Origin of the sequence: Arcanobacterium canis (genome assembly GCF_029625435.1) — a bacterium.
Lineage (GTDB): Bacteria > Actinomycetota > Actinomycetes > Actinomycetales > Actinomycetaceae > Arcanobacterium > Arcanobacterium canis.
Genome location: NZ_CP121208.1, coordinates 1 through 25,980, shown reverse-complemented (window position 1 = coordinate 25,980; position 25,980 = coordinate 1). Strand labels below are relative to the sequence as shown.

Sequence of the window (25,980 nt, the reverse complement as noted above, 5' to 3'; positions counted from 1 at the left end):
TGACGTGGCGCACATAAAATTCACAGTGCCACACCCCCTGAGAACCACCTCAACCTCTAAGGTGAGTGACCCACGCACGCGAAACAAGTAGTGTTATATCGGATAAGTTTTATTTTCGTTAACGAGGAGCGGTTCATGGGCGCATTTGAGAGGCTCGAACGCAAAGTTGAAAGCGCTGTCGAGAGCGTGTTCTCACGAGCTTTTCGTACCGAGTTGAAGCCGGTTGAGCTGGTGAGCGGGGTCAAGAAGTGCATGGACGACCGCTCTGCCACGATGAGTCGCGATCGTGTGATCGCTCCAAACGACTTCATCGTCACTCTCTCGGGTGAAGACTGCGAAAAACTCACTGACTGGGGCGAAGATTCCCTGCGAGCTGAGCTCGCGAGCGCAGCGATCGCACATGCACGCGAACAGCGCTACACATTCCTCGGCCCCGTCCGTGTCAAATTTGCCTCGTCTACGCAGCTTCCCAAGGGCAAAATCTCCGTACACGGTTCCTCCCGCCGCGGCGCTGCAGCACCTGCGACCACAACTGACGCGTCACCTGAAAACCCGGTGATCGACGTCGCGGGCGAACGCTACGTCCTCACTGGCCAGGTGACTGTGTTGGGACGTGGATCGAGTGCTGACATTGTGGTCAATGATTCGGGTGTTTCGCGCCGCCACCTCGAACTCAAGATCACCCCCAGTGGTGTGATTGCCACTGATTTGAACACCACCAACGGATCATTTGTCGAAGGGCATCGGATCACCGCCGCCACTTTGGTTGACGGGAATACAATCACCCTTGGACGTACAAAAATCATGTTTTGGACTTCCCCGGAGGCGCTATGAGCGCGATCCTTTTCACTGTTCTTCGCTTCGGGTTCCTTGCACTGCTCTGGCTCTTTGTCCTGCTCGTCTTGCAGACAATTCGTGCCGACGTCTTTGGAACCCGCGTTTCCGACCGCGGCCAGCGAGGCTCCTTCGCTGATCGAAAAGCGGCCGCTCGCGCACGCCGGGCACAGCACCGTGAAACGCCGCTGACGCCTGCCGGCTCCGTCGCCGCCCGTCCGCGCCTCGTCGTCGTCGCTGGCCCGCTCACTGGCACGACTCTTCCACTCGGATCGGCGTCGATTACCGTGGGTCGCTCACCCGACTCTGCCCTCGTTCTCGACGACGGTTTCGCCTCTTCGCGCCACGCTCGTTTCTACAACGAGAACGGCCAGTGGTGGATTGAGGATCTGAGCTCCACAAACGGCACCTGGGTCGGAACTGAGCGCATCTATGCTCCAGTCCCTTTGCGCCCGGGCACACGTGTGACCATCGGCAAAACCACGATGGAGCTGGCTCAATGAGTGTCCAGTTCAAGTACGCGGCTTTTTCTGACATCGGGTTGGTCCGAAAATCAAACCAAGATGCCGGCTATGCCTCCACCAATCTGCTGGTTCTTGCCGATGGCATGGGCGGCGCCGCCGGCGGAGATATCGCCTCCTCGGTGACCATCGCACATTTAGCTGAAATCGATGACACCCATCAAGCCGACGAACTCCTGCCTCTCCTTCGTCGTGCGCTAGCGGAGGCACACGAAGATTTGATCGAGCGCGCACATGAAAAAAGGGAACTCGAAGGCCTCGGGACCACATGTATCGCTATTTTACGAACCTCAAATAAGTTGGCCATGGTTCACATCGGCGATTCTCGCGCCTACCTCCTCCGCGACGGAAAACTCACCCAGGTCACACGCGATCACACGCTAGTCCAATACCTGGTTGATCACGGTCAGCTCACCGAAGAAGAAGCCGCACACCATCCCAAGCGCAACGTCATCATGCGCAATATCGGTGATTCGCCCGAGCCTCTTGAGCTTGACGAATCAATCCGCGAAGCCGTTGTTGGGGACCGCTGGTTGCTTTGTTCGGACGGCTTATTCGGCGTCGTGTCGAATGAGACGATCGCACAAGTACTCGCCACCCCTGAGATCGAAGACGCCGGTGCTCAGCTTATCGATTTAGCTCTCGCTGCTGGCGCCCCGGACAACGTCACCGTCGTCGTCGCGCAAGTATTGCCGTCGTCGGATCATCCGTACGATCGTGGGCCGCTCGTGGTGGGGTCTGCCGCAGCCGACCGACGTCGGCCCTCACGGCTTGGGCGTGGAGCCGCTGGCCGTGCAGCCGCGCTGACTAAGCATAACGATATTGCCGACGACGATCCCGAGGGTATGCCAGGCCGGCGGACACTCTGGCCCAAGATCGCAGCAATCTTCGCAATCATCGGCCTGATTGCAGTGGGGCTTTTCGGGGCCTATACATGGACGCAGACCCAATATTTCGTTGCTGAAAACAATGGAAAAGTTGCTATTTTCCAGGGCATTCCTCAGCACCTCGGGTCAATTGAATTCGCTTCGCTACACTCGACCACCGACATCTCTGTCAACGATCTGACTGAGGTTGCCCGACAGCGTTTGCTTGCAAGCCCGATCACCCGTTCGTCTCTCGAAGATGCACAAAAGGCGGTAGAAGATCTCGCGAAGCAACGCGTTGAGCCGTCGCCGCATCCGAGCGCATCCCCGACATCGACACCTAGCGGGCAACCGATTCCGTCGTCTTCGGCCACACCGACGAACGGAGGTAACTGATGAGCATCGTTACCTCGCGCGTCCCTCAAAAAGGGCGCGGAACTGAACTTTTCCTCCTCGCACTCGCTCTCATCGCCGTTCTCATGGCCTGGGTGCTCGTGCATGTGGGAGTGAACGGAGGGGCAACCTCAGCAGAAGTTTTCCCACCGAATTTTGTGGTGGTTACTGTGGTGGCCACAATTGCTGTACTGGCGCTTCACCTCGGAGTTCGCTTCCTTGCACCTTGGGCTGATCCGCTGATTCTTCCTGTGGCTGTGCTCCTCAACGGACTCGGCCTGGTGATGATTCATCGAATTGATTTTTCTCTTGTTGCTCGCGGCGGACATGCGGAACTCAAGGGCCAGCTTTTCCTGAGCGTGGTTGGTGGAGTCCTCATGCTGGGAACAATCGCCATCATCCGCGACCACCGAAAACTGCGAAAGTTTACCTACCTCTCCTTAATCGCCGGACTCATTCTGCTGTTACTGCCGATGGTTCCCGGGATCGGCGTCACCATTAATGGTGCGCGGCTGTGGATTCGTGTGGCAGGTTTCTCCTTCCAGCCAGCCGAACTGGCCAAGATTTGTCTTGCTGTTTTCTTCGCTGGCTATTTGGTGGCCCAACGCGACAATCTCTCACTTGCTGGCAAGAAGATCCTTGGGCTTCAACTACCTCGTCTGCGTCATATCCTTCCCCTCCTCATTGGTTGGCTCGCTTGCATGGCCTTGCTTGCAATGGAAAAAGACTTTGGCATGGCCTTGCTCTTCTTTGGCTTGTTCGTTGCCATGCTCTATGTGGCAACCGAGCGAGTGAGTTGGCTCGCTATCGGTGGTGTGCTGACAGCCGGAGGTATCTGGGTCATCGTCCAGATGGCCACCCATGTACGCGCACGCTTCAATGTGTGGCTGAACGCAATGGATCCTGAGCTATACAACGCTGTAGGCGGCTCAGGCCAAGTGGTCAACGGCTGGTTCGGTATGGCGAACGGCGGACTCTTCGGTGCTGGACTCGGCCGCGGCTACCCCACCCTCGTGTACGCCTCGAATTCCGACTTCATTTTCTCCTCTTTCGGTGAAGAACTTGGACTGGCTGGAACGTTAGCCATCTTGTGCCTCTACCTTCTCTTCGTATCACGTGCATTCAACGCTGGCCTCCACCTCAACGATGGCTTCGGTAAGCTCCTCGCCACGGGCCTGGGTTTCGTCATCGCCTTGCAGGTTTTTGTGGTCGTCGGCGGCATCACCCGCGTGATTCCACTAACGGGACTGACCTTGCCATTCCTGGCACTGGGCGGTTCGTCGCTCCTGACAAACTGGATGATCGCTGGACTACTTCTGCGCATGTCCGACGATGCACGCCGTCCATTCACCCCGTCGCAAGCTCCACTGTCGTCAATCTCCACTGGCCAGCTCCCAGAGGAACTGCGTGAGAACGACACTGCAGACTCACCTGACGCACACGCCGAAAGCCCCGACGACGATAACTCTCAAATGACGGAGGTGGTTCGCCTGTGAATCCCCCACTTCGCAAGCTCACAGCCGTTGTGGTCATCATGTTCTTCACACTGATGGCCGCAGCAAGTTACATCCAATTCTTCCGGGCTCCATCCCTCAATGCTGATTCACGCAACGTGCGCACGCTGTATCGCGAGTATGGAACCGACCGCGGCCCCATCGTCGTTGCCGGCACACCAATCGCCGGATCGGATCAGGTAGCCGATCCGTACAAGTTTCTGCGAACCTATGCCGACGGCGAGCTGTACGCACCGATCACCGGCTACTTCTCAGTTGCGTTCAATGCGATGACAGGAATCGAACGTGAAGAAAATTCGGTCCTCGGTGGCTCCGACGATTCGTTGCTTTCACAACGCATCTCCGAACTCATCACAGGCAAGCAACCCAGAGGTGGCGGTGTCGAGCTCACGATTAACCCAAAGGCTCAAAAAGCGGCCTGGGACGCGCTGGGTAACCGACGCGGCGCCGTCGTCGCTCTTGAACCGGGAACCGGCCGAATTTTGGCCCTCGTTTCGCGCCCGAGCTTCGATCCCAACTCGTTGGCGACACACAAGAAAGCGAATGCTCAAAAAGCCTGGAAAAAGCTCAACGCCGACGCCCGCAAGCCATTGTTGAACCGAGCAATCGGCGGCGATCTGTATGCGCCCGGCTCAAGCTTCAAGATCCTCACTGCAGCGACGATGCTGGAAAATGGCGCCAGCCCTGACAGCCTAGTCCCTGCTCCTGATCAGTACACGCCGACGGGCACAAGTGTGGCAATTTCGAACCCCGGCGAAGAACGCTGTGGCGACGGATCGGGTCAAGTCCCGCTACGTCAAGCCTTCCTCCAATCGTGCAACACCACATTCGCCAAGGCAGGACACGATTTCGGATACGACAAAATGAATGCAATGGCCCAGGCGCTTGGCTTCGGCAAGAGCCAGTCCATTCCTCTTCGGGTACGTCCAAGCCGCTTCCCGGAGCCGCAAGACAAAGCCGCTCTGGCTCAGGATTCCATCGGCCAGCGTGACATCCAAGTTTCCCCTCTCCAAATGGCGATGATGGCAGCAGCTGTAGCAAACGATGGCGTCCTCATGAAACCCTTCCTCGTGGAAAGCACGATGACCTCCGATCTCGCCACAATCTCAACGACCTCGCCCACGGAGTTTTCCCGGCCCTTCTCATCACAAACCGCGCAGGCATTGCGTGAGATGATGATCGACGTCGTCAATAAAGGCACTGGTAAGCGCGCTGCATTGCGATCAGTCCAAGTTGCTGGAAAAACCGGAACCGCTGAGATCAAAGCAGGGGTCGAACCACATGCCTGGTTCGTCGGCTTCGACGCAACCGATCATCCAAAGGTTGCGGTTGCAGCCTTCGTCGAAAACGGCGGCGACGGCGGACGTACCGCTGGTCCGATCGCTGCAGCAGTGATCGAGGCGGTGACCCGATGATTCGTAACCGAACTGCAACCGTGAAAAGCGGGCACTCGGACACAATTCCTAATATTGTCAAAAGCGCACTTTATTTCGTGGGAGAGAAAGAGTTATGACGGATATTCCTCAGATGCTCGGCGGACGCTATGAGGTCGGCGAGCTCATCGGCCGTGGTGGCATGGCCGAAGTTCACCTTGGACGTGACCGCCGTCTGTCGCGGTCGGTTGCCATCAAAGTGCTTCGTTCCGACCTGGCAACGGATCCCACTTTTCTCGTACGCTTCCGACGCGAGGCTCAAAGCGCAGCTGCGTTGAATCACCCGGCCATCGTGGCCGTCTATGACACTGGCGAAGAGGAAACGCTCTCCCCTAACGGCAATGCCTATGCACTGCCGTACATCGTGATGGAGTACGTCTCGGGCCGCACTGTGTCCAAGCTCGTCGGAGGCGGAGATGCTCTCCCCATCAACGAAGCTGTTCAGATCGTCGTCGGCGTGCTCTCGGCGCTCGAATACTCACACCGCGAAGGCATCATCCATCGCGATATCAAGCCAGGAAATATCATGCTCACGCCGGAGGGCAAGGTGAAGGTCATGGACTTCGGCATCGCACGCGCGATCGCTGATTCCTCCGCTACCATGACCTCCACAAATTCTGTTGTGGGCACGGCTCAATACCTCTCGCCAGAGCAGGCGCGCGGCGAAGTGGTGGACGCTCGTTCGGATTTGTATTCCACGGGTTGCGTGCTCTACGAATTACTCACAGGCAAGCCACCTTTCCAAGGTGATTCTGCTGTTGCCGTGGCCTACCAGCACGTTTCTGAGCCGCCGAAACCCGCAAGCTCGATTGCCACAGACATCCCTGACGTTCTTGACCGTGTGGTGATGAAGTCCCTGGCCAAGAAGCGCGAAGATCGCTACCAAAGTGCTGCGAGTATGCGTTCTGATCTGCTGGCCGCAATGCGCGGTCAAGGGGTGACTGCGCCGGCAGTGGCCACGTGGGTACAGCGCACACCTGTGGATCCTCCACCCCCCGCCCCGACGCAGTCACTGGATGCAGTCGCATTGACCTCCACCACCACGCACACGACACCGGTTACCAGTGCGCCGGAGAGCGATTCGAAGCGCAATCTCATTTACGTCATTTCCGCTGTGGTACTCCTGGCGCTGGCAGTTGTGGGTATCGTCTGGGCTGTCACAAACTCTGGCTCACAGCACACGCCGACGCCGACGCAGTCAACTGTCGAGCAGGTTGCGGTTCCGGACCTATCGAATATGGATCAGACACAGGCACGTAAAGCGCTTGAAGCCGTAGGTCTGAAGATGACAATCGGTAAAGCTGTTGAAGACCAGAAGATCGAAGCAGGAAAATTCGTTTCGTCGTCGCCAGCCATCGGCGAAAGCGTGGCGAAGGGCAGTACTGTTGAGGTGATCTTCTCTCTCGGTGTCGGCAACGTGAAAGTTCCTGACGTCACAAACGGAACCATTTCTCAAGATGCCGCACGCGCCACTCTCGAAGCTGCGGGACTGAAAGTGAACCGCGTCGATTCGCGCAATACACCTGGAATCGGCCGCGACTTCGTCGTCGAAACTGATCCTGCAGCGGGTGCGTCAGTCAAGCGCGGCAGCGAAGTAAACCTTGTGGTCTCCTCGGGCCAGATTAATCTCTCCGACGTTCGTAGCCTGTCGAAGGATGAGGCAATGGCGGTTTTGCGCGATGAGCTCAAGATCAAGCAGATCACGGTCATCGAGGAAGTCAACCCCACGGTGGCTCCGGGGACAGTCATTGCGATGAGCCCGAACCCAGGTCAGCAGCCATACGATGTCTCCATCGAACTGCGAATCGCGAAGGCTCCCGATGAAGTTCCGGCACCCGATCCTGAACCGAACACGAGTAAGGCTCCCTCGGATACGCCGGATAAGAATTCAGATAAACAAAAACAGAACTAGAAAGACGTAGTGGCGGGTTTTGAACCCGCCACTACGTCTCTTTTCAGCCAACCGTGTTGTCGATGACCAGATAATTCTGCTGCAACCACGGGAACACGAATTCAAACAAGAGATAGACGATCGCTGCAAAGAGGATCAGCATCTCGATTACCTTGAGCCACTTCGGCCCAGGCAATGCACGCCACAGCGCTCCATACATGGGGACTCCTTACTTCTGCTGCGCACCTTGGGCAGCAATGGTTCGAGTTGATGGGTTCAACGGCGAAAGCGGCTTGGGCCCCTTGTAATTTGCCGGAACTTCCTTGGGATCAACGATTTCTATCGGACGACCGTCGGCGCGGTCAACCCAGTGGTCAAGTTCAGCGTGGATAATCCACCGCTGATCTGAGACGAACGGCGGATGGCACGTGGTGATGGTCAGTAGACGGCGTGTCGCGTTTTGTGCGCCCGGAGCATTGACGTCATGTTTCGCCATTGCGACGTACGGATCCGGAGCCACGACCTCCACGCGCGTCGGATCAACAATAAGATCCGACGTCGTGATGCGGTAGACGAGGTACTTATCCTTCGTCTCGACGACGATCGGATCGCCATCTTTCAGCTCGGCAACGTTGCGCATGGGAGCTCCGAATGTCTGACGATGCGCAGCTGTGGAGAAGTTCCCGACCTGTCCCGGAAGAGCAGTGTTCTTGTACTTTCCAAAGTTGCCTTTGTCCAAAATCGACTCCATATCCACTCCCTCGCGGATCGTGTACTCGAAGCCATAGCCGAAGGACGGGATGCGCATAATGCCGAGGATCTGACCCTCTTTAGTGGGAACATCTTTGATCTGTGGATCGGTGTAATGCGGCGCACCGATCTTCAACGGTGGAGATCCCCATTGTTTGATCGTTTTTTCGACAGTCTCTGCTTGCAGTTTATTGGCCGCAATATCGGTGTACCATACCTGCCAAACAATGAAGAGGCCGATGAGTACACCTGCAGTGATGAGCAATTCACCAATGACTCCGATCACCGCAGAAAATACGGATTGCTTTCGTTTCGTCACGAATATCCTCCATTTATTAATTGGTCTGAGTCGATATTAGCCATGATGTGAGTCAACTTGCTAGAGACCCTGGTCTCGCGGCTATAGGCTTGTCGCGGTATTTCGCATTATTTCACCGATGCCGGTAGTCTTGTTACCAGTCATATTTGTCCATGTTCGTCTGATAGGAATACCATGCCAGAGTCGAAGAAGCGCAAGGAAACAATCGAACACGAAAAGGTTGCTGCACGCCGCTCTGCCAAAGAGCCCAAGATGAAGGATGTCTCACCACGCTGGTGGGTTCCCACCATGCTCGTCTTTGCATTCATTGGTCTCATTTTTGTGGTGACTGCTTATGTCACTCACGGCCAGTACCCGATCCCTGGCCTACCGAACGGAAACATCAACCTCTTCATCGGTATCGGCTCTATGCTCATTGGCTTTCTGATGACAATGGGGTGGAAGTAAGTTCCACCAATGAACGCTTGAAAGGAGGACGGCTCGTGCCGTCCTCCTTTTTTACACAGATGTAAATAACATGCGTGTAATTCTCCACAGGTTATCCACAGATTGTGGAAAATCATTCTTTCTTATGTTGAAAAAGAGTGACATTTTCCCAGTTCAGAGCGAAATAACAAAGGTGTAATTACACTTGTGTATTTTATCCACAAGTTATCCACAAGATGTGGAAAAGGGTGTTCCCTAGCGTAAACGCTGGGGAACACCCTGATTATTTAGTTGTCTCCAGTCAGCCCTGTGGAAAGTTGTCCTCAGTGCCAGCTTAACTTGCTGCTCGACGTCGTCAGAGTAACGATGCGAGACCGGCAAGACCGATAAAGACACCGACACCCACCATGGCGTGCCAGAAACGAGTCGCTGGCACAGTCCGACGTCGGGACACTAACCACAGCCATGTCAGAAGTGCTCCGAGCGCTAAACCGCCCACGTGAGATTCCCATGAGATCCCAGGAACCACGAAACCGAGCACAAGATTGACTCCGATCAGCCCCAGAATACCGCTATCTTTCGAACCGAAACCACGTTCGAGTACGGCATAAGCACCAAAGAGTCCAAAGACCGCGCCAGACGCACCCACAGTGACGACGTCGGGATTGCCGTACGTAGCCGCCCATGCTGCGACAGCAACATTGCCTGCAAGGGCAGACAGCAGGTAGAGCACCAGAAAACGAATTTTGCCCATGACCGGCTCAATAACACGTCCCATAAGGATCAACGCATAGATGTTGAACAACAAATGAACAAAACCCGCGTGTAGGAATGCGCTCGTCAGGTAGCGGTAGGGCTGAAAAACAGCAAGTGGTGGATAGAAAAGAAAATCGTAAGTGAGGCGAGGCATCAGCCATCCGACCACAGCCATCGCCACGCATGACACCGCGAGCACCCCTGTCACCGCGGGAACATCAAGACGAAAGTGCCGCTCCCCATGTTGAGGAGCGGCACCAAATGAATGTGACACGATTACTCAGAAACTTCCACTGAAGTGATCATGATGTCATCAAGAGGGCGATCACGGCCATCAACCGGGGTGGTAGCGATAGCGTTGACAACTGCCTTCGACTCTTCATCAATAACCTTGCCGAAGATGGTGTGCTTGCCGTGCAACCACGTCGTCGGCGCAACCGTAATGAAGAACTGCGAACCATTTGTTCCGTGTCCCATACGAGTGCCAGCATTGGCCATCGCAAGAACGTAAGGCTCGTTGAAGGTCAGTTCTGGTGCGATTTCATCGTCGAAGGTGAAGCCTGGGCCACCAGTTCCAGTGCCGAGCGGATCACCGCCCTGGATCATGAAGCCGTCGATCACGCGGTGGAAAACGACACCGTCGTAGAGCGGACGCGACGTGCGCTCACCCGTTGCCGGATCAGTCCACTCGCGCTTGCCAGTAGCCAGTTCAGTAAAATTCGCAACCGTCTGCGGAGCCTGCTCTGGGAACAGCTCGAGACGAATGTCGCCCTTAGTTGTATGCATAATTGCTTCCATGACGCCCATTTTTGCACACCACCGGGAGAAAATTCCACGATCGGCACGTAATACACTAGCTCTTGGCGAAATTTCAGCGCAAAGGATATCAACTTGGATGCGGAATAGTCACCGAGATGGAAAGATGGGTGCAGAAGGGTCATATCCAGATCCGAAACGGAGGAGAAAACATGGGTCTTTTCAAAAAGTCCGCAAAGGACACGGCAGCCGCTGCTGCAAGCGGTGCTGCCGATAACCTCACTGAACTCGCCGCGAAGGCGCGTGAGTGGGCTGAAGCTGCCAGCGAAAAGATCGTTCCGGTAGCAACCGAAGCCGCCGTGAAGGTTTCCGAAGCGGCTAAGGACGCGGTTCACACCGCTAAGCCGTACGTCGAAGATGCAACGGCACGGGTTCAAGACGTTGCAGTCAGTGCAGCGAAGAATGCCAAGCCTTACGTCGATGAGGCTGCTGCGAAAGTCCAGGCTGCTGCGAAGGATGCTCGCGCAGCTGCTAAGCCCTACGTTGAAGATGCAAAATCTCGCGCTGCAGAAGCTGCCACCAAGGTTCGTGAAGACTACTACCCGCGTGTGCAACGCGCGACCGAGGCTGCTTTGGACGAAGCACGTCATTCCAAGGGCGATCTTGCCTCACGTGCCAAGGACGTTGTGGCAGCGTCGAAGAAAGAGCTGGTGAAGCCGCAGAAGAAAAAGCGCGGAGTGATGAAGAAGCTCGGTTTCTTTGCTCTTCTCAGCGCTGCCGCCGGAGCAGTGTACGTGATCGTGCAGCGTTCTAAGCCGGTCAATGATCCTTGGGCAGAGTCTTACTGGGAAGATCTGACCAATGAAGAGGCCGACGGCGCAAATGCCCTCAAGGATCACGTCACTGAAGAGACTGAGACCTTGAAGGAAAAGGCCGCTGATATCGCCAATGCCGCCAAGGATAAGGCAACACAAGCTGGAGATTACGCCTCGACGTTGGTTGAGAAGGCCAAGGAGGCGGGCGAAAAGCTTACCGGAAAAGCTGCTGACGGCTCCGAGGAACTTGCCAAGGCCGCTGAGGACATGGCTGACAAGGCCAAGGACGCAGTGGAGACCGCAGGTGATCGCGTTGCTCGCGTAGCTGAGAAAGCTGAAGAACGCGCTGCTGCGATGAAGGAAAATGGCCAGGCCTGATCCTCGCTCTCAACACTGAGATAGGGGTGCCCCAGGAGAAATTCCTGGGGCACCCCTATCTCAGGATCGACACATCTGAGAATCAACGTCTGCGCAGTGCTGACACCGCACCAGCGCCGATGATGACGAGTGCGAGGCCGCCGAGCGCCAAGCTAGCAACATTTGCACCGGTGTGTGGCAGGCCATCGTGCGCAGTCACCTTGGTATTCGACGTAGCAGTACCTGCTGAATCCTTACCGGATTTTCCTGACTTTCCTGCCCCATCACCAGTGCTAGCCTTGCCGGCTGCACTCGCAGCGCAGTCAACTGTCACCGTCACACCCGCGTCGGGAGAAACGACGGTGGCGAAGTCAGTGGCAACGGTCAACGGAACCTTCACCTGACCACCCTTTGCAGGGCATGTCGCAGACACAGGAATCTCAAGTGTTGCGCGTCCTGCGCCGTCGGTGGAGATCACAGCTTTCTCAGAGTTAGCGTTCACGTCAAGCAACGAGTTATCCACTGCTGCCGAAACTGCCGGACCACCTGCGGAAACCTTGACATTCTTTGTCATGTACGGCCCTTCTGAGAAGGACAGTCCTCGCAGGGCGACCTTGACCTTCTCACCATTCTTGACGTGATCACGATCGAGGGTCAGTCCAATCGATGCCTTCGCAGCACGCTCAACAATCGGCTTGTTGGCCGCTGCAAGACCCTTGAGATACTTATTGAACTCATCGCGGTCAAGGTTGGCTGTTACCTCGAAGTCACCACCAGCGGTGAGCGCATCGAAGGTGTCACCACCGGCGAGGAGGAAGGTCACCGAACCGACGGTGTACTTCTTCTTCAGATCAATTGGCTTGCCGTTCACTGACACCGAGGTGATGCGCTTGCCGAATGGCTTTGTTGCATCGTAGGTGTAGGACACGTTGGAGGAAAGACCGAGCTTGAGCATCGGACGTGAGTTCTGGGAGTTCAGATCCGTCTTCCACTGCTGCTCAAGAGCCTTGACAAAATCGGCACCCGTGATCGTCACGTAGCCGATCGAATTCGAGAACGGCATCACTGCGAAGGTATCAGCGTAGGTAATCACGCCATTCTTTGGAACGAGATCTTCGCGCAGGCCGCCGGCGTTGATGATGCCAATATCAGCCTTCTGACCATTCTTAGTCACCACGGTATCGCGCAGCGAATCGGCGACAAGATCGCCGAGCGAGGATTCGATTCCGCGATTTGAACCGGGGTAGGTCTTGTTCTCTGCCGAGGTGAAAACACCACGTCGGAACTCGCCCTTCACTCCGGTAACGATCGGCTCGGCACCCTTTTTGTTCGATGTCTCCACAGCCTTATCAACGATTGCCTTGATCTTAGATGCAGATACAGATGTTGACGAGTCACACTCAGCCACCTTCGCAGCTGGGATCAGCTTCGCATCTGCGGAAACAACCTTCTTCGCCTTGGTATCGAAGGAGATCGAGATCAGACCCATGTTATCGGTGTAGGAGCCCGAAGCGACGCCCGCCAGATGAGGATTCGCGGAGGTGAGCTTTTCTTTCGAGTTCACAGCGTCGAACTCGTACGGTACGTGGGTGTCGCCACCCATGATGCCGTCCACATTCGGTCCCATCTTGGGGAAATTATTCTTGACATCATCGTCGAGCATCGCCACAACGACGTCGGCAGCCTTGTCTTCCTTGAGCTTGGTTGCGAGCGTGTTGATCTTGGCAATCGGATCGGTGAATTTCATGCCTTCGGTTGTGCGCGGGCTGAGTTTGAAAGGGACATCCTCCGCGATCGCGCCGATGAAGGCAACCTTCACATGAGACTCAGGAGCCTCCCAGATCGCGTATTGACCGAGGTAAGGAACTGTTTTTCCTTCAACGTTTGTCCAGCTTCCCAGACCTTCGACATTCGCACCGAGGTAAGGGAACGTCGCTTGGTGAAACTTCTCCTTCTGGGAGCCGTCAACGCGCGCCTTGAAAACGGCCTGACCCATATCAAGCTCGTGGTTGCCGATAGTCGAACCAACAGGTTTGAGTTCATTCAAGCCAGCAATCGTGGGGTTGTCATCGAGAGAGCCGGAGGTAAAGGGCGATGCGCCGATATTGTCACCAAGGAGCGTAAAAGACGAATCAGGGTGCTTTCCTCGCACATCGTCGAGGAAGCACCCCATTTTTTCAAGTCCAGCTTCAGTGACTGTGGACTTTCCGGTTTTCTTATCGTGTTTTTTCACCAGCTCGATATGACCGTGAACGTCCGTCAGTGTGTACAAGTCAAGTGTCACCACATTTCCCGACGACGCCGTCTCGGACGTCTCGTTGTCCGCAGCAAACGCAGTCAGCGGGGTGGCAATAAGAGCACAAGCGGCGGTCGTTGCCGCTGCGCGGGCGAAGAGTTTCATAGGGGATCTCCATTTTCGTGCAGATTGGTTTCTGACGCTCACACCCTACCAAATTACATGGGCCTAATTTCTGGTCTGTGGTGAAAGTGAAACAAAGATGCGGCGAGACACAGGCACTCAATGGTAGAGAAATAAAAATTCCCACTCATATAAGCGGGAATTTTTATTGGTTCTTTGTACTCAATAAAAGACACAAAGCGAGCTACTGCTAGCCGAGAGTGAGCTACCCAAATTTCCTCTTGAAAACAAGGGTGTTACTCGACTGGAAGTTCATTGCACTTCACCCCGAAACCGTTATTGGGTTGACTCGACAGCGCAACAACTGGAATGCGACTGGCATTGAGCGAACCTGCACTTGCCAACCCACAAATGCATCGTGCAATGGTGAACCTTGAATCAGCCCCCAAAGCGTATTACTATGTATTCAGGAGGTTTGACATGGCGACAATGACACTTCGTGTAAACGATCAGGACGCCGATCTTGTGCGTCGTTACGCAGATTTCGAAGGAAAGACAATTTCAGACTTCATTCGAGATGCAATTTTCGAAAAGATTGAAGATGCACACGACCTGGCTTCATTGCGCAAAGCGATCGCCGAGGACGATGGCACTCGTTACACCCTTGACGAAGTTGAAGAGATGCTGGGCCTGTGACTGGATACCAGGTTCGACTATCAAAACAAGCGACAAAACAACTCGGGAAGTTAGACAAGTTTCAGGCAAAACTGTTAATCAAATGGATTCGCACTCACCTCGAAAATACGCTTGATCCTTACGCGCACGGCAAAGCCTTGGTCGGTAATAGAAGCGGAGAATGGCGGTACCGAGTGGGCAACTATCGCATTATTTGTTCAATCGAAAACCAAACTGTCACTATACACGTCCTTGAAATTGGACACCGCCGCGACATCTACGACCGATAACTCATGCAAGAAGCTGACGTGCTGGTGTTGAGGGTGAGCTAGAGTTTGTCACCGAGATTATCACTCGGGCGATTGAAGAGAACAAAACTAGCGTGCAAGACCAGGATGAGTACGAGGGCGCTATTCACAGTTGGAAGAACGCTACACCAAGACCGCTACGAAACTCACCAAAGCACAGGAGTTACGCTCATAAGCAGGCGTGCGGAATTAACTGGCACGGATGCGCAAAGCCATCAAGCCTTTTGGGTTTGGTGGCTTTTTGTTGCCGTAAACCGCCTAGTCCCTGCGTGGCTCGACCCCGCGTCACCAGCGACACCAAGCGCTCAACCAGAACGTTGAAATCTTTCTGACCAGGGCTTTTATAACTTCGTGTAATAGAGACCCCTTGGGAAATGAAAAGCACCTACTTCGTGAAGTTGTATCACTTAGTAGGTGCTAATGGTGGAGCTAAGGGGACTCGAACCCCTAACCCCCTGCTTGCAAAGCAGGTGCGCTACCAATTGCGCCATAGCCCCATATTTATTTATTCGGGATCGGAGACCTTCTCCCACGTAGCTTCGCGTTCGCGAACCTCGAGCCACTTGACGAAGATACCATAACCAACGGCTGCAATAGCAACTGCTGAAAGAACCTTTTTCATGGCATCCCCTTCAGTGGACTGTGGGCCTAGATGGACTCGAACCATCGACCTCTACATTATCAGTGTAGCGCTCTAACCAACTGAGCTATAGGCCCAACATTTCGCCCCTCAAGAAGGGCACTCGAAAAGAATAGCGCACCCGGCTCAGTGAATCAAATTCCTAGGCCGGGTGCGCGTCATAGATCACATTTACTCGTCAGAGACGGTCAGTGTCAGACCGCCAACCAGCGATGCCACGAGATTGTAAATCAGCGCAATCACAGCTCCCAGAGCAGTAAAAAGCACGATTTCAATGACGGCAACAACCACGGCAAACGGAATGAATCGACCGAACTCCATGTACTGTGCCAGCTCCATCAAACGCGGCTCGCCCAGCGTGTTAATCAGCTCAGTGAGCTGGCTCCACACATGCATGGCATCGAGTACGAGCCACAGAACTGTTGCTGCAACGACGATCATGATGCCCAGCGCCACCGACAAAAGGAACGACAGCTTCAGCGCCGACCACGGATCAACTTTCGTCACCGTCATCTTCACGCGGCGAATGCCCACATTAACCGTGGCAGGCTTAACCTTGACCGGGTTTGTGACTGCGGGCGCGGTATGCGTGATTTCCTCACTCATTTTCTACCCTTCGTTTTGTTGGCGGCCCTACTACTTGGCCTCGTCGTTAGATTCTGCCACGTCAGTGTCCCTCGCGGTACCAGTTTCAGTGTTCTGCGCCGACGCCGGCGTTTCGTCCACTGCGGAGGTCACGGCATCGACATCAACGTTTTCGTTATTCTCAAGCTCGTCTTCTTCGGCTTCGAGGTTGAGCGCAATCGCGATGACACGGTCCTTCTTATCCGGACGAGCGAACGTGACGCCCTGGGTGTTGCGGCCAGTAAGGTTGACTTCATCAACCGAGGAACGCACGACCTTTCCGGACTCCATGATGACGAGTACTTCATCGCCTGGCTGGGTGATGAGCGCGCCTACCAAATCGCCACGCGATTCAACGAGATTTGCCACCTTGATTCCCAAGCCTCCGCGTCCCTGGAGCCGGTACTGATCAACCTGCGTACGCTTAGCAAAACCACCTTCGGTAACCACGAAGACTTCAGAATCGTCGCGGACAACTTCCATCGTCAGTAGTTCGTCGCCGTCGCGGAACTTCATGCCCGTCACGCCTGAGGTGCCACGCCCCATTGGACGAAGTGCCTCATTCGTGGCCTTGAAACGAAGCGACTGACCATGCTTAGACACGAGGAGAAGATCGTCTCCCTCGTTGGCAAGCTTGGCCGAAACCACTTGATCCATATTTCCGTCGGCATCTTCACGAAGCTTGATCGCGATCAGACCAGCCGAGCGAGCAGAATCGTAATCCGAGAGCTTCGTCTTCTTAATCATGCCGCTCTTGGTTGCCAGAACAAGGTATTCTGCCTGGTCATAGGAACGCAACGAGATCGCAGATGCGATCGTTTCACCCGGCTGGAACTCAAGCACATTAGCGATGTGCTGACCCTTCGATTCGCGCGACCCTTCAGGGATCTCGTATCCCTTGGCGCGGTAGACGCGGCCCATATTCGTAAAGAACAGGTGCCAATCGTGGGTGGAAGCAATGCCAAAATTCGTCACAACGTCGTCTTCACGCAACGTCGCACCCTTGATGCCCTTACCACCGCGGTGCTGAGCACGGTATTCACTCACCTTCGTCCGCTTGATGTAGCCCGAACGGGTAATCGTGATGACGACGTCTTCTTCAGTGATGAGATCTTCAACGCTCACTTCGCCGTCGTACGGCAAAATCACCGTACGGCGATCGTCACCGAACTTGTTCACGATCTCGGAAAGCTCATCTGAGATGATCGCACGCTGGCGTTCAGGCTTGGCTAAAATATCACGGAAGTCCTCAACCATTGCGAGCTTTTCATCACGCTCATCAATGATCTTTTGACGTTCCAAAGCTGCCAAACGACGCAGCTGCATAGCCAAAATGTGGTCCGCCTGGATCTCGTTGATCCCCAGAAGATCCATCAATCCCTCGCGCGCAGAATCCACTGTAGGCGAGCGACGGATCAAGGCAATCACTTCATCAAGCGCGTCGAGGGCCTTGACTAGTCCCTCCAAAATCATCAAACGCTCAAGGGTCTTGCGCAGGCGGAACTCAGTGCGCCTACGGATCACATCCACCTGATGCATCGTCCAGTGATGGACGAACCCGTCAAGGGAAAGCGTACGTGGAACACCGTCAACCAAGGCAAGCATATTCGCCGGGAAGTTATTTTGGAGCTGGGTGTGCTTGAACAGATTGTTCATCACAACTTTCGGCACTGCATCTTTCTTGAGAACAATGACGATGCGCTGTCCGGCACGGCCCGACGTTTCATCTCGGATATCAGCGATGCCAGCCAAGCGGCCGTCCTTGATTCCTTCAACGATCTTGTCGAGGAGGCGATCAGGGTTGACCTGGAACGGAAGATCAGTAACGACCAGGCACTGACGGTTGTGGATTTCTTCCACCTTGACCACAGCGCGCTGAGTGATCGAGCCATGGCCAGTTCGGTACATTTCCTCAATGCCCTTAGTGCCCAGAATTGTTGCGCCAGTGGGGAAATCTGGCCCCTTAATACGCAGGAGCAACGCAGCGAGAAGCTCTTCACGCGTGGCGTCGGGATTTTCCAAATACCACTGCACACCGGCTGCAACTTCGCGCAGGTTGTGCGGTGGTATTCGCGTCGCCATACCGACGGCGATTCCTTCGGACCCGTTGACCAGGAGATTCGGGAAACGCGACGGCAACACCATCGGCTCTTGAACGGAGCCATCGAAGTTCGGCTCGAAATCAACGGTATCTTCGTTGATGTCGCGTACCATTTCCACGGCGAGGGGAGCCATACGAGCCTCAGTGTAACGAGGGGCAGCAGCTCCGAGATCACCAGCGGTACCGAAGTTACCTTGACCAGCTACAAGCGGGTAACGCATAGCCCAAGGCTGAACCAAACGAACCATCGTGTCGTAAATCGCCGCGTCACCGTGCGGGTGATAGTTACCCATCACGTCACCGACGATCTTCACCGACTTCGAGAAGGACGAATCTGGGCGGTAGCCTCCGTCCCACATCGCGTAGATCACGCGGCGGTGAACTGGCTTCATGCCGTCGCGCACATCAGGAAGTGCGCGACCGACAATCACACTCATCGCGTAGTCAAGGTAAGAAGTCTCCATCTCCTTTTGGAGATCGACGTCCAGGATATGTCCGTGGTTGTACTCAGTCGTTTCACTCATTTGTTATCTACCTCAGATATCCAGGAATCGAACGTCATGTGCGTTGCGCTGAATGAACCCGCGACGCGAGAGCACGTCTTCACCCATGAGAATTGAGAATGCTTCGTCAGTTGCAGCTGCTTCACCGATAGAGACGCGCTTGAGTGTGCGAGTCTCAGGATTCATCGTCGTGTCCCACAGCTCGGAATCATTCATTTCGCCCAAACCCTTGTAGCGCTGGATGCCCTGGCCTTCTGCCTTGGGAAGTTTCTTACCTTCGGCGAGGCCAGAGGCGAGAACGGCATCGCGTTCTTTGTCGGAGAACACATATTCGTGCGCAGAGTTCGACCACTTGATGCGATAGAGCGGTGGCATTGCCAAGTACACGTAACCGTGCTCAATCAGCGGTTTCATGTAACGGTAGACAAGTGTGAGAAGAAGAGTGGCGATATGTGCGCCGTCAACGTCGGCGTCAGCCATGAACACAATCTTGTGGTAGCGCAATTTCGCGATATCGAACTCTTCACCGACGCCGGTACCGAAAGCGGTGATCAGCGACTGAATCGACTCCGAGGACAGGGCACGATCCAAACGTGCCTTTTCCACGTTGAGGATCTTGCCACGAATCGGCATGATCGCCTGATGCGCTGGGTCACGGCCATTGACTGCCGAACCACCTGCAGAATCACCCTCAACGATGAAGATTTCGGAATCTTCTGGGTTGCGCGAAGTGCAATCCTTGAGCTTGCCTGGCATCGAAACAGATTCGAGGACGGACTTGCGACGGGTGGCTTCGCGAGCCTTGCGCGCTGCCTGGCGTGCGGCAAATGCCTGAGTGGCCTTACGAATAATTTCCTTACCTTCGCTGGGGTGGGAATCAAGCCAGTCCGTGAGCTGCGCATACGTTTGCTGCTGAACGAAGGTGCGCGCCTCGGTGTTACCGAGCTTCGTCTTCGTCTGGCCCTCAAACTGCGGTTCGCCAAGTTTCACCGAGATAACAGCGGTGAGGCCTTCGCGAATATCATCGCCAGAAAGGTTCGAGTCCTTTTCCTTGAGCAAGCCCTTATCGCGAGCGAACTTGTTCATCACTGAGGTCAGGGCGCTGCGGAAGCCTTCTTCGTGTGTGCCGCCTTCGGTGGTATTGATCGTATTGGCAAAAGTATGAAGTGTTTCGGAATACGATTCAGTCCACTGCATCGCCACTTCAACGGCGATCTTTTGCTCCTGATCTTCAGCTTCAAAGTAGATTGGCTCAGGGTGGACGGGAGTGGTTTTCTTCGTCTCCACCAGGTACTTCACGTAGTCATGCAGACCGTTGTCGTAACGGTAGGTCACCTCGCGGTGTCCCGACGTCGGGGCATCCTCGCCGGCCAGTTCGTCACCTTCAGCAACCGCGCCAGTGCGTTCTTCGATCAGGGTGATGCGCAGTCCCTTGTTCAGGAAACACATCTGGTGGAAACGGCGGCGCAGTGTTTCGAAATCGAACTCAGTGGTTTCGAAGATCTCTGGATTCGCCCAGAAAGTCTGAGTTGTTCCCGTTTCATCCGTAGGTTCACCCTTTTCGAGCGGTCCAAGAGGAACACCATTTTCGTAGGAAATGCGCCAGACGTAGCCATCACGGCGAACTTCAGTGTCCATGCGTGTGGAAAGAGCATTCACCACGGAGATACCCACGCCGTGCAGACCACCGGAGACTGCGTAACCGCCGTTGCCAAACTTGCCACCTGCGTGCAGAACAGTCATCACTACCTGAACTGCAGAAACGCCTTGCGTGGGGTGAATATCGACGGGGATTCCACGGCCGTCGTCAGACACGCGAACTCCGCCATTTTCTAGCAAGGTGACCACGATGTTGGACGCGTAGCCAGCCATCGCCTCATCAACTGAGTTGTCCACAACCTCATACACCAGGTGGTGCAAGCCGCGTTCACCAGTGGAGCCAATGTACATACCCGGGCGCTTTCGAACGGCCTCAAGGCCCTCCAAAACCGTGATATCCCCAGCGTCGTACGAATGCTCTGGCGATACCTCGCCAGGACGATGCTTCTTTTCCTCTGCCACGAACGAATTTCTCCTCGCACAACGGAGCCTTGATGATGTGTTCCATCTCTCACCGACGCGAAAAGTGCCCTATGAGAGCTGTGGAGGCCGTTGCGCTACCCCCCTACACACACGATTGACACTTAATTCTAGCGCATTTCCAGCCACTTTTCGAGATTCTGCAGCCGTTTTGCCGACGTCAGTAGCCAACCAGCGTCGTGACGCATCGATTAGTCGTAAGTGTCGCGCACACCTCGGCCCTTTACACGCCAACCACCGGCGTTCCAGTTCGGTCGCGTATTGGGAGAACCAATGACGATTTCTTTGACGACTCCCTCGCCGAGTTCTTTGGCAAGACGTGCATCTAAATGCCCCAATAATGCGCGCAACTGAGTCTCCCAGCCGACTGTACGCGCCCGAATCGTGAGCACTCCGCCCTCGAAACTTTCAAAAATCGCATTCGCCGCCACAGTTTCGCCCACGATCTGCGGCCACCGAGCGCCGACGTCGGCCACCTCAAGACGCGTTCCCCAGCCGCGATCTCGTACCAGTGCTTTGACAAGTTCGCTGAGCGGGTGCGGATCACGCCACGATTTATGCGCGCCAGATCCCACATCTTGTCCTGGAACGGGCACGAAAACATCCTCGCCGAGTTTTTCGGGTTGTTCTTTGACAACCTCAACTGCGGCTCGACCCTTGGGACGATATCCACGATCAGACATCATTTTCCGAGCACGCGCAAGGAGCTGAAGCGGAAGGGTATCGCCGTACTTTTCCGCTGCGGCTTTACGCGCGGCACGTCTGGCGTCACTCATCGGTCGCCTCGTTCACGGAACCACCAGCCACGAAATACCGTTGCCCATCGAGCGATGGTGGTAAATCGTCCCCGACGGCGGCTGTCACAAAGACTTGTTCTGCTTGGGCGACAATCGCCGCCAACCGCTCGCGCCGGCGTGAATCGAGCTCAGCGAACACATCATCGAGAATCAAAATCGGCTCAGCAGAATCCGCCCATTCGCCGCTTTCGTGAGTTTGCAGAAGTTGCCACATTCCTAACTTGAGCGCCAACGCATACGACCAACTTTCACCGTGTGACGCATAACCTTTCGCAGGCAAAGTTCCTAGAGAAAGCCGCAGGTCATCGCGGTGCGGGCCCACCAAGTTCACGCCCCGATCGATTTCAGCATCACGGTAGTCATCGAGCGCTGTGGCCAGAAGCTCACTCACCACTGCGACGTCGGCGAGCTGTTGCTCGTGCAAATCGACTGCCTGCGCCGTCGTCTCGTCCAAAAACTCGCTCGCTTCAGGTAACTCGTAGCCGGCCCGTTTGTCGATATTTGCTTCGTAATCGACGCGAGCATTTCCTTTGCCGCCCGACACCGACTCGTAATACTGAGCCACGAATGGCCGCAAATCTTTCACAATTTCTGCGCGTGCTGAAATGATCTGTGCGCCAAATTTCACCAGTTGCGCATCCCAAACTCCAAGAGTGGACGTGTCAGGTTCCATTCCGCGGCGCTTCGTCTTTTGCAGATGTTTCAAAAGCGCGCCACGCTGGCGCAGCACTTTCTCGTACTCGCTTTTGACTCCTGCAAGTCGGGGGCGAAACTGAATCATGAGGTCATCAAGAAATGCGCGGCGATCTGCTGGATCTCCCTTGACTAGCTCTAAGTCTTCAGGCGCAAACATCACCGTACGAACGAGGCCGAGGAGATCGCGTGGACGTGCGTTGCCGCGGTTAATCCGAGCGCGATTCGCTTTTCCGGCAATGATTTCAAGTTCGAGCGTGACAGGAGAAATCCCGCGAACAACTTTTGCTCGGATGACACCAGCACCCGCACCTTGACGAACCAAGGCGGCGTCGGCTGCCACACGATGCGAAGAAAACGTTGATAGGTAGCCGATTGCTTCGACAAGATTCGTCTTGCCCTGCCCATTTTCACCAACGAAAACGTTGATTCCGGGCTCAAAAGTGAGAACGACCTCTCGGTAAGACCGGAAGTCGTTCAGTGCAAGATCTGAAACGTACACTCAGTTCGTTCCGAACGTGCGGATCGGCATGAGAAGCAAACGGAAATCCTCGTTCGGACCGTCCTTCTCACTTTCGCCGGTCAAGACTGCTGGCTTTGTCGGCTGAGTGAAGCTCAGGCGAACCTGCTCTTCGTTCATCACATTTACGCCATCTTGAAGAAGAGTTGGGTTGAAAGCCATCTTGATGTCTTCACCGACGAGGGTGGCTTCGATCGCGTCCGCGAACTGTGCCTTGTCGCCTGCACCGGCTTCGAGAGTTAGCTGACCGTCGGTCAGCGTGAGTCGAACGGCAGAATTTTTCTCTACAACCAATTTTGAACGCTTGATTGCGTCAAGCAACTCCACGCGGTTGATCAATGCGTGGCCGCTGACCTCTGAGGGGAACAGCGAACGAACCTGCGGATATTCGCCGTCGATGAGCTGAATCGTATTCTGGCGCCCGCCCGCTGAAAAACCAATCAGGCTCACACCGGATTCTTCGCGCAAAGACACCTCAATCGGACCAGTGGAATCGAGAGCTTTGGCAACGTCAAGAAGGCGAGACGCACGCACGAGAATTCGAGTGGAAATGTTGGGATCTTCTGCGTCCCACTTCAGATCGCGAACTGCCAGACGATAACGATCAGTTGCCATCAGGGACATCGAATTGCCCTCAATTTCAATACACACCGAGACCAACATTGGAAGAGTGTCATCGTTTGAGGCAGCAATCGTTACCTGACCGACAGCCTCTTGCCACAGCGAGCCATCAACTTTTCCGATCACTGGTGGAAGTTGTGGAAGTTCGGTGTAGTCCTCGGTTGCCATGGTTTTCATCGAAAAACGCGATGAACCACATTCGATTTCAAGAGTTGTCCCATCCAAAGTGAGCTCAATGGGCTTGTTTGCAGGAAGAGCACGAACGATGTCCGCCAAAAGGCGTCCACGAACCAGCACTTCTCCAGCCTCAGCCACATCAGCTTCGATATCCACGTGCGATGTGATGTCAGAATCGCGCGAGCCGAGCGAAACGATGCCGTCTTCGTTAGCAACCAGCTTCATGCCGGCGAGCACCGGTACCGCCGGTCTGTTTGGAATAGTGCGGCTGGCCCATGTCACTGCCTCGGCAAAAATGCCGTGATCAACGGAGATCTTCACGCCTGACCTACTTTCGCTCGAATATGCGCACACAGAGTGCAGGTACAACTACCAAATACTCTACGGCAAACGACGGTACTTCGCCGCTTCCGGTTGTGATTCTCTCAGTCATCTGTTTCGGTGACGACGTCGGAACGCTGGTGGTGTTGTTCGTCAGTCGGTGGCCGCACGATTTGTCTCGGGTAACACTTAGGTAGAAGTAGTAGTAGGGGGTGTGGAGAATACGGAAAAATGGATTTTTCGGCGTCGTTCTGGGGAAAAATGCTGTGGAAATGTGGAGGAAAGAATTGTGGATAACTACTTCGATCTGTGGATGGGACACTTTCTTCCATGATTTATCCACACATCCTCAGAAGTTATCCACAGCAAAATGCTACTTATGAACGCGTAAATCGCAGCCCATGTGGAAATCAGGAATTTTGTTCTTTCGCCATGTTTTTGATCAGCGATGTTAGCTCGGAGACCTGGTTAAACACTGCTTGGCGCTCGGCCATGAGGGCCTCGACTTTGCGTAGTGCATTGAGAACAGTGGTGTGATCGCGCCGATTAAAAACTTCAGCAATTTTCGGCAACGAAAGGTCCGTCATCTCACGGCAGAGATACATCGCAATGTGGCGAGGCATCGTCAGTGAACGTGTCCGAGCCGGAGATTTCAGGTCAGCTGATGCAATACCGAAATATCCCGACACCTGAGCCATAATCATTGCGGCTGAAATAGTGACGTTACCCGGATCAGAAATCATGTCTTTCAGCACGGTTTCAGCCATATCAAGGGAAACAGGATCTCGCGACAGGTCGGCATAGGCAGTCACTCGTCGAAGAGCACCTTCCATCTCTCGAACGTTCGTCGTCATCCGCGAAGCGATAAATTCGATGACGTCGCGAGGAACTTGAAGATTTTCGCTCGCTGCCTTCTTATCCAGAATCGCGATACGAGTTTCGAGGTTCGGCAGATCGATATTCGTGGTGATACCTGAAGCGAAACGCGAGATCATTCGCTCCTCAAATCCCGAGAGCAACTTCGGCGCGACGTCGGATGTGATGACGATCTGCTTATTCGCTGTGCTCAACGCGTTAAAAGTATGGAAAAACTCCTCGATCGTGCGATCTTTGGTGTTCATGAACTGGATATCGTCAATGAGGAGGACGTCTACAGTTCTAAATTCATCCTTGAACGCTGCCTGTTTTCCATCGCGCAACGCATTAATAAAGAGGTTGGTGAATTGCTCTGCAGAAACGTAAAGAACCTTGCGGTTCGGCGAGAGTTGGAGAGTGTAATTTCCGATGGCGTGAAGGAGATGGGTTTTCCCCATTCCAGAATCTGAGTAGAGGAACAACGGATTGTAGGAGGATCCTGGGGCTTCCGACACAGCGAGAGCTGTGGCCGCAGCGAATTTATTGGATTCTCCGATGACGAAGTTGTCGAAGGTATAGCGAGGATTAAGACCAGCACGTTCTTGCTGCTCAATTAAAGCATTTTGCTGCGGTGCGCGGTATGGCGCATCGTCAAAGTCCAGTTCAGGCGTATAGCCGTACACGTCATACGATGGTTCAAGTGGTTCACCTGCGGGTACGCCACCAACTGCACGAAGATTGCGTTCGCTTTCCGACGTCGGCGAGACAGATGGCACTGCTGGTTGGACAGGTGCCGGGGCTGGTTCGTCATTGACTGACGGATCAACAGAAATCATCAACTTCAGTTCGCGCCCGAAAATTTCAGACAGCTGTCCAGTCATGACTGACGAGACATGTTCGGTGATCCAGTTGCGAACAAACTCCGAACCGACGGCGATCATGAAGACGTCATCGACGACGGCGAGGGGGTGAGCCATCTTCACAAACGCCGATTGTGAGCTGGAAAGTCGTGCGTCAGCGAGCAAAAGCTCGGTCGCTGCATTCCACGCATCGCGTGCGGGCGATCCTTCGGCCAT

At 54.7% G+C, this 25,980-nt stretch carries 22 protein-coding genes and 2 tRNA genes; 10 read left to right on the top strand and 14 right to left on the bottom strand.

Annotated elements, in window-relative coordinates; all coding sequences use genetic code 11:
- The first annotated feature begins 135 nt into the window (after positions 1–135).
- From P7079_RS00120 to pknB, 6 genes are all read left to right on the top strand, one after another.
- Entirely contained in the window at positions 136–834 is a 699-nt protein-coding gene (locus tag P7079_RS00120; RefSeq protein ID WP_278012816.1) for an FHA domain-containing protein, read from the top strand.
- Positions 831–1,337 carry an FHA domain-containing protein FhaB/FipA gene (locus P7079_RS00115; protein ID WP_278012815.1) on the top strand — a complete coding sequence of 169 codons (507 nt, stop codon included), beginning with the start codon at positions 831–833 and terminating at the stop codon, positions 1,335–1,337. Before P7079_RS00120 ends, P7079_RS00115 begins: the two co-directional genes overlap by 4 nt.
- Positions 1,334–2,617, top strand: coding sequence for a protein phosphatase 2C domain-containing protein (locus P7079_RS00110; protein WP_278012814.1), 1,284 nt, complete (start codon positions 1,334–1,336; stop codon positions 2,615–2,617). Before P7079_RS00115 ends, P7079_RS00110 begins: the two co-directional genes overlap by 4 nt.
- Positions 2,617–4,110 carry an FtsW/RodA/SpoVE family cell cycle protein gene (locus P7079_RS00105; RefSeq protein WP_278012813.1) on the top strand — a complete coding sequence of 498 codons (1,494 nt, stop codon included), beginning with the start codon at positions 2,617–2,619 and terminating at the stop codon, positions 4,108–4,110. Before P7079_RS00110 ends, P7079_RS00105 begins: the two co-directional genes overlap by 1 nt.
- On the top strand, positions 4,107–5,543 hold the full coding sequence (locus P7079_RS00100) for a peptidoglycan D,D-transpeptidase FtsI family protein (protein ID WP_278012812.1): 1,437 nt from the start codon (positions 4,107–4,109) through the stop codon (positions 5,541–5,543). The genes P7079_RS00105 and P7079_RS00100 overlap by 4 nt, the downstream gene beginning before the upstream one ends.
- A gap of 94 nt (positions 5,544–5,637) precedes the next feature.
- Positions 5,638–7,473: a Stk1 family PASTA domain-containing Ser/Thr kinase gene (gene pknB, locus P7079_RS00095; protein WP_278012811.1), complete on the top strand. Its 1,836-nt coding sequence runs from the start codon at positions 5,638–5,640 to the stop codon at positions 7,471–7,473.
- A 43-nt stretch (positions 7,474–7,516) separates the two neighbouring features.
- Here the strand turns inward: pknB and P7079_RS00090 are convergent, their stop codons facing one another.
- Positions 7,517–7,672 carry a hypothetical protein gene (locus P7079_RS00090; protein ID WP_278012810.1) on the bottom strand — a complete coding sequence of 52 codons (156 nt, stop codon included), beginning with the start codon at positions 7,670–7,672 and terminating at the stop codon, positions 7,517–7,519.
- Positions 7,673–7,681: 9 nt separating this feature from the next.
- Entirely contained in the window at positions 7,682–8,521 is an 840-nt protein-coding gene (locus P7079_RS00085; protein WP_278012809.1) for a class E sortase, read from the bottom strand.
- 174 nt (positions 8,522–8,695) lie between these two features.
- On the opposite strand from P7079_RS00085, the gene P7079_RS00080 reads away from it, so the two are divergent.
- Positions 8,696–8,968 (top strand): cell division protein CrgA, encoded by a 273-nt coding sequence (locus P7079_RS00080; protein ID WP_278012808.1) that lies wholly within the window; start codon positions 8,696–8,698, stop codon positions 8,966–8,968.
- A gap of 334 nt (positions 8,969–9,302) precedes the next feature.
- On the opposite strand, the gene P7079_RS00075 is transcribed toward P7079_RS00080, so the two are convergent.
- Both P7079_RS00075 and P7079_RS00070 read right to left on the bottom strand, forming a co-directional pair.
- Positions 9,303–9,977, bottom strand: coding sequence for a rhomboid family intramembrane serine protease (locus P7079_RS00075; protein WP_278012807.1), 675 nt, complete (start codon positions 9,975–9,977; stop codon positions 9,303–9,305).
- A 2-nt stretch (positions 9,978–9,979) separates the two neighbouring features.
- Positions 9,980–10,501 carry a peptidylprolyl isomerase gene (locus P7079_RS00070; RefSeq protein ID WP_278012806.1) on the bottom strand — a complete coding sequence of 174 codons (522 nt, stop codon included), beginning with the start codon at positions 10,499–10,501 and terminating at the stop codon, positions 9,980–9,982.
- A gap of 170 nt (positions 10,502–10,671) precedes the next feature.
- Between P7079_RS00070 and P7079_RS00065 the strand changes: the two genes are divergently transcribed.
- Entirely contained in the window at positions 10,672–11,652 is a 981-nt protein-coding gene (locus P7079_RS00065) for a hypothetical protein (protein WP_278012805.1), read from the top strand.
- An 82-nt stretch (positions 11,653–11,734) separates the two neighbouring features.
- Here P7079_RS00065 and P7079_RS00060 read toward each other — a convergent pair whose 3' ends face one another.
- Positions 11,735–14,032 (bottom strand): bifunctional metallophosphatase/5'-nucleotidase, encoded by a 2,298-nt coding sequence (locus P7079_RS00060; protein WP_278012804.1) that lies wholly within the window; start codon positions 14,030–14,032, stop codon positions 11,735–11,737.
- 438 nt (positions 14,033–14,470) lie between these two features.
- Here P7079_RS00060 and relB point away from each other — a divergent pair, with 438 nt between their 5' ends.
- Complete coding sequence (gene relB / locus P7079_RS00055; protein ID WP_278012803.1) at positions 14,471–14,686, top strand: type II toxin-antitoxin system RelB family antitoxin; 216 nt, start codon at positions 14,471–14,473, stop codon at positions 14,684–14,686.
- Positions 14,683–14,955, top strand: a complete 273-nt coding sequence (locus P7079_RS00050; RefSeq protein WP_278012802.1) for a type II toxin-antitoxin system RelE family toxin — start codon at positions 14,683–14,685, stop codon at positions 14,953–14,955. The genes relB and P7079_RS00050 overlap by 4 nt, the downstream gene beginning before the upstream one ends.
- A 439-nt stretch (positions 14,956–15,394) precedes the next feature.
- Here the strand turns inward: P7079_RS00050 and P7079_RS00045 are convergent.
- The 9 genes from P7079_RS00045 to dnaA all read right to left on the bottom strand — a co-directional run bounded on the left by P7079_RS00045 (position 15,395) and on the right by dnaA (position 25,980).
- Positions 15,395–15,470, bottom strand: a tRNA-Ala gene (locus P7079_RS00045).
- 146 nt (positions 15,471–15,616) lie between these two features.
- A tRNA-Ile gene (locus P7079_RS00040) sits at positions 15,617–15,690 on the bottom strand.
- A gap of 94 nt (positions 15,691–15,784) precedes the next feature.
- Complete coding sequence (locus P7079_RS00035; protein ID WP_278012801.1) at positions 15,785–16,219, bottom strand: DUF3566 domain-containing protein; 435 nt, start codon at positions 16,217–16,219, stop codon at positions 15,785–15,787.
- Between the two features lie 30 nt (positions 16,220–16,249).
- Positions 16,250–18,862, bottom strand: coding sequence for a DNA gyrase subunit A (gyrA, locus tag P7079_RS00030; protein WP_278012800.1), 2,613 nt, complete (start codon positions 18,860–18,862; stop codon positions 16,250–16,252).
- A gap of 12 nt (positions 18,863–18,874) precedes the next feature.
- On the bottom strand, positions 18,875–20,902 hold the full coding sequence (gene gyrB / locus P7079_RS00025; RefSeq protein WP_278012799.1) for a DNA topoisomerase (ATP-hydrolyzing) subunit B: 2,028 nt from the start codon (positions 20,900–20,902) through the stop codon (positions 18,875–18,877).
- A 209-nt stretch (positions 20,903–21,111) separates the two neighbouring features.
- A complete protein-coding gene (locus P7079_RS00020; RefSeq protein WP_278012798.1) occupies positions 21,112–21,696 on the bottom strand; it encodes a DciA family protein in 585 nt (194 codons plus the stop codon).
- On the bottom strand, positions 21,689–22,912 hold the full coding sequence (recF, locus tag P7079_RS00015) for a DNA replication/repair protein RecF (protein WP_278012797.1): 1,224 nt from the start codon (positions 22,910–22,912) through the stop codon (positions 21,689–21,691). Before recF ends, P7079_RS00020 begins: the two co-directional genes overlap by 8 nt.
- Entirely contained in the window at positions 22,913–24,049 is a 1,137-nt protein-coding gene (gene dnaN / locus P7079_RS00010; protein ID WP_278012796.1) for a DNA polymerase III subunit beta, read from the bottom strand.
- Between the two features lie 410 nt (positions 24,050–24,459).
- Positions 24,460–25,980 carry a chromosomal replication initiator protein DnaA gene (gene dnaA / locus P7079_RS00005; protein ID WP_278012795.1) on the bottom strand — a complete coding sequence of 507 codons (1,521 nt, stop codon included), beginning with the start codon at positions 25,978–25,980 and terminating at the stop codon, positions 24,460–24,462.

What these genes read in the sequence shown, in the direction of transcription:
- P7079_RS00105 (WP_278012813.1), top strand. Translation starts at nt 2,617, where the DNA reads ATGAGCATCGTTACCTCGCGCGTCCCTCAAAAAGGGCGCGGAACTGAA.
- gyrA (WP_278012800.1), bottom strand. Translation starts at nt 18,862, where the DNA reads ATGAGTGAAACGACTGAGTACAACCACGGACATATCCTGGACGTCGAT.
- P7079_RS00060 (WP_278012804.1), bottom strand. Translation starts at nt 14,032, where the DNA reads ATGAAACTCTTCGCCCGCGCAGCGGCAACGACCGCCGCTTGTGCTCTT.
- dnaA (WP_278012795.1), bottom strand. Translation starts at nt 25,980, where the DNA reads ATGGCCGAAGGATCGCCCGCACGCGATGCGTGGAATGCAGCGACCGAG.
- P7079_RS00115 (WP_278012815.1), top strand. Translation starts at nt 831, where the DNA reads ATGAGCGCGATCCTTTTCACTGTTCTTCGCTTCGGGTTCCTTGCACTG.
- relB (WP_278012803.1), top strand. Translation starts at nt 14,471, where the DNA reads ATGGCGACAATGACACTTCGTGTAAACGATCAGGACGCCGATCTTGTG.
- P7079_RS00065 (WP_278012805.1), top strand. Translation starts at nt 10,672, where the DNA reads ATGGGTCTTTTCAAAAAGTCCGCAAAGGACACGGCAGCCGCTGCTGCA.
- P7079_RS00035 (WP_278012801.1), bottom strand. Translation starts at nt 16,219, where the DNA reads ATGAGTGAGGAAATCACGCATACCGCGCCCGCAGTCACAAACCCGGTC.
- P7079_RS00110 (WP_278012814.1), top strand. Translation starts at nt 1,334, where the DNA reads ATGAGTGTCCAGTTCAAGTACGCGGCTTTTTCTGACATCGGGTTGGTC.
- P7079_RS00080 (WP_278012808.1), top strand. Translation starts at nt 8,696, where the DNA reads ATGCCAGAGTCGAAGAAGCGCAAGGAAACAATCGAACACGAAAAGGTT.
- P7079_RS00020 (WP_278012798.1), bottom strand. Translation starts at nt 21,696, where the DNA reads ATGAGTGACGCCAGACGTGCCGCGCGTAAAGCCGCAGCGGAAAAGTAC.
- P7079_RS00070 (WP_278012806.1), bottom strand. Translation starts at nt 10,501, where the DNA reads ATGGAAGCAATTATGCATACAACTAAGGGCGACATTCGTCTCGAGCTG.
- P7079_RS00120 (WP_278012816.1), top strand. Translation starts at nt 136, where the DNA reads ATGGGCGCATTTGAGAGGCTCGAACGCAAAGTTGAAAGCGCTGTCGAG.
- P7079_RS00090 (WP_278012810.1), bottom strand. Translation starts at nt 7,672, where the DNA reads ATGTATGGAGCGCTGTGGCGTGCATTGCCTGGGCCGAAGTGGCTCAAG.
- pknB (WP_278012811.1), top strand. Translation starts at nt 5,638, where the DNA reads ATGACGGATATTCCTCAGATGCTCGGCGGACGCTATGAGGTCGGCGAG.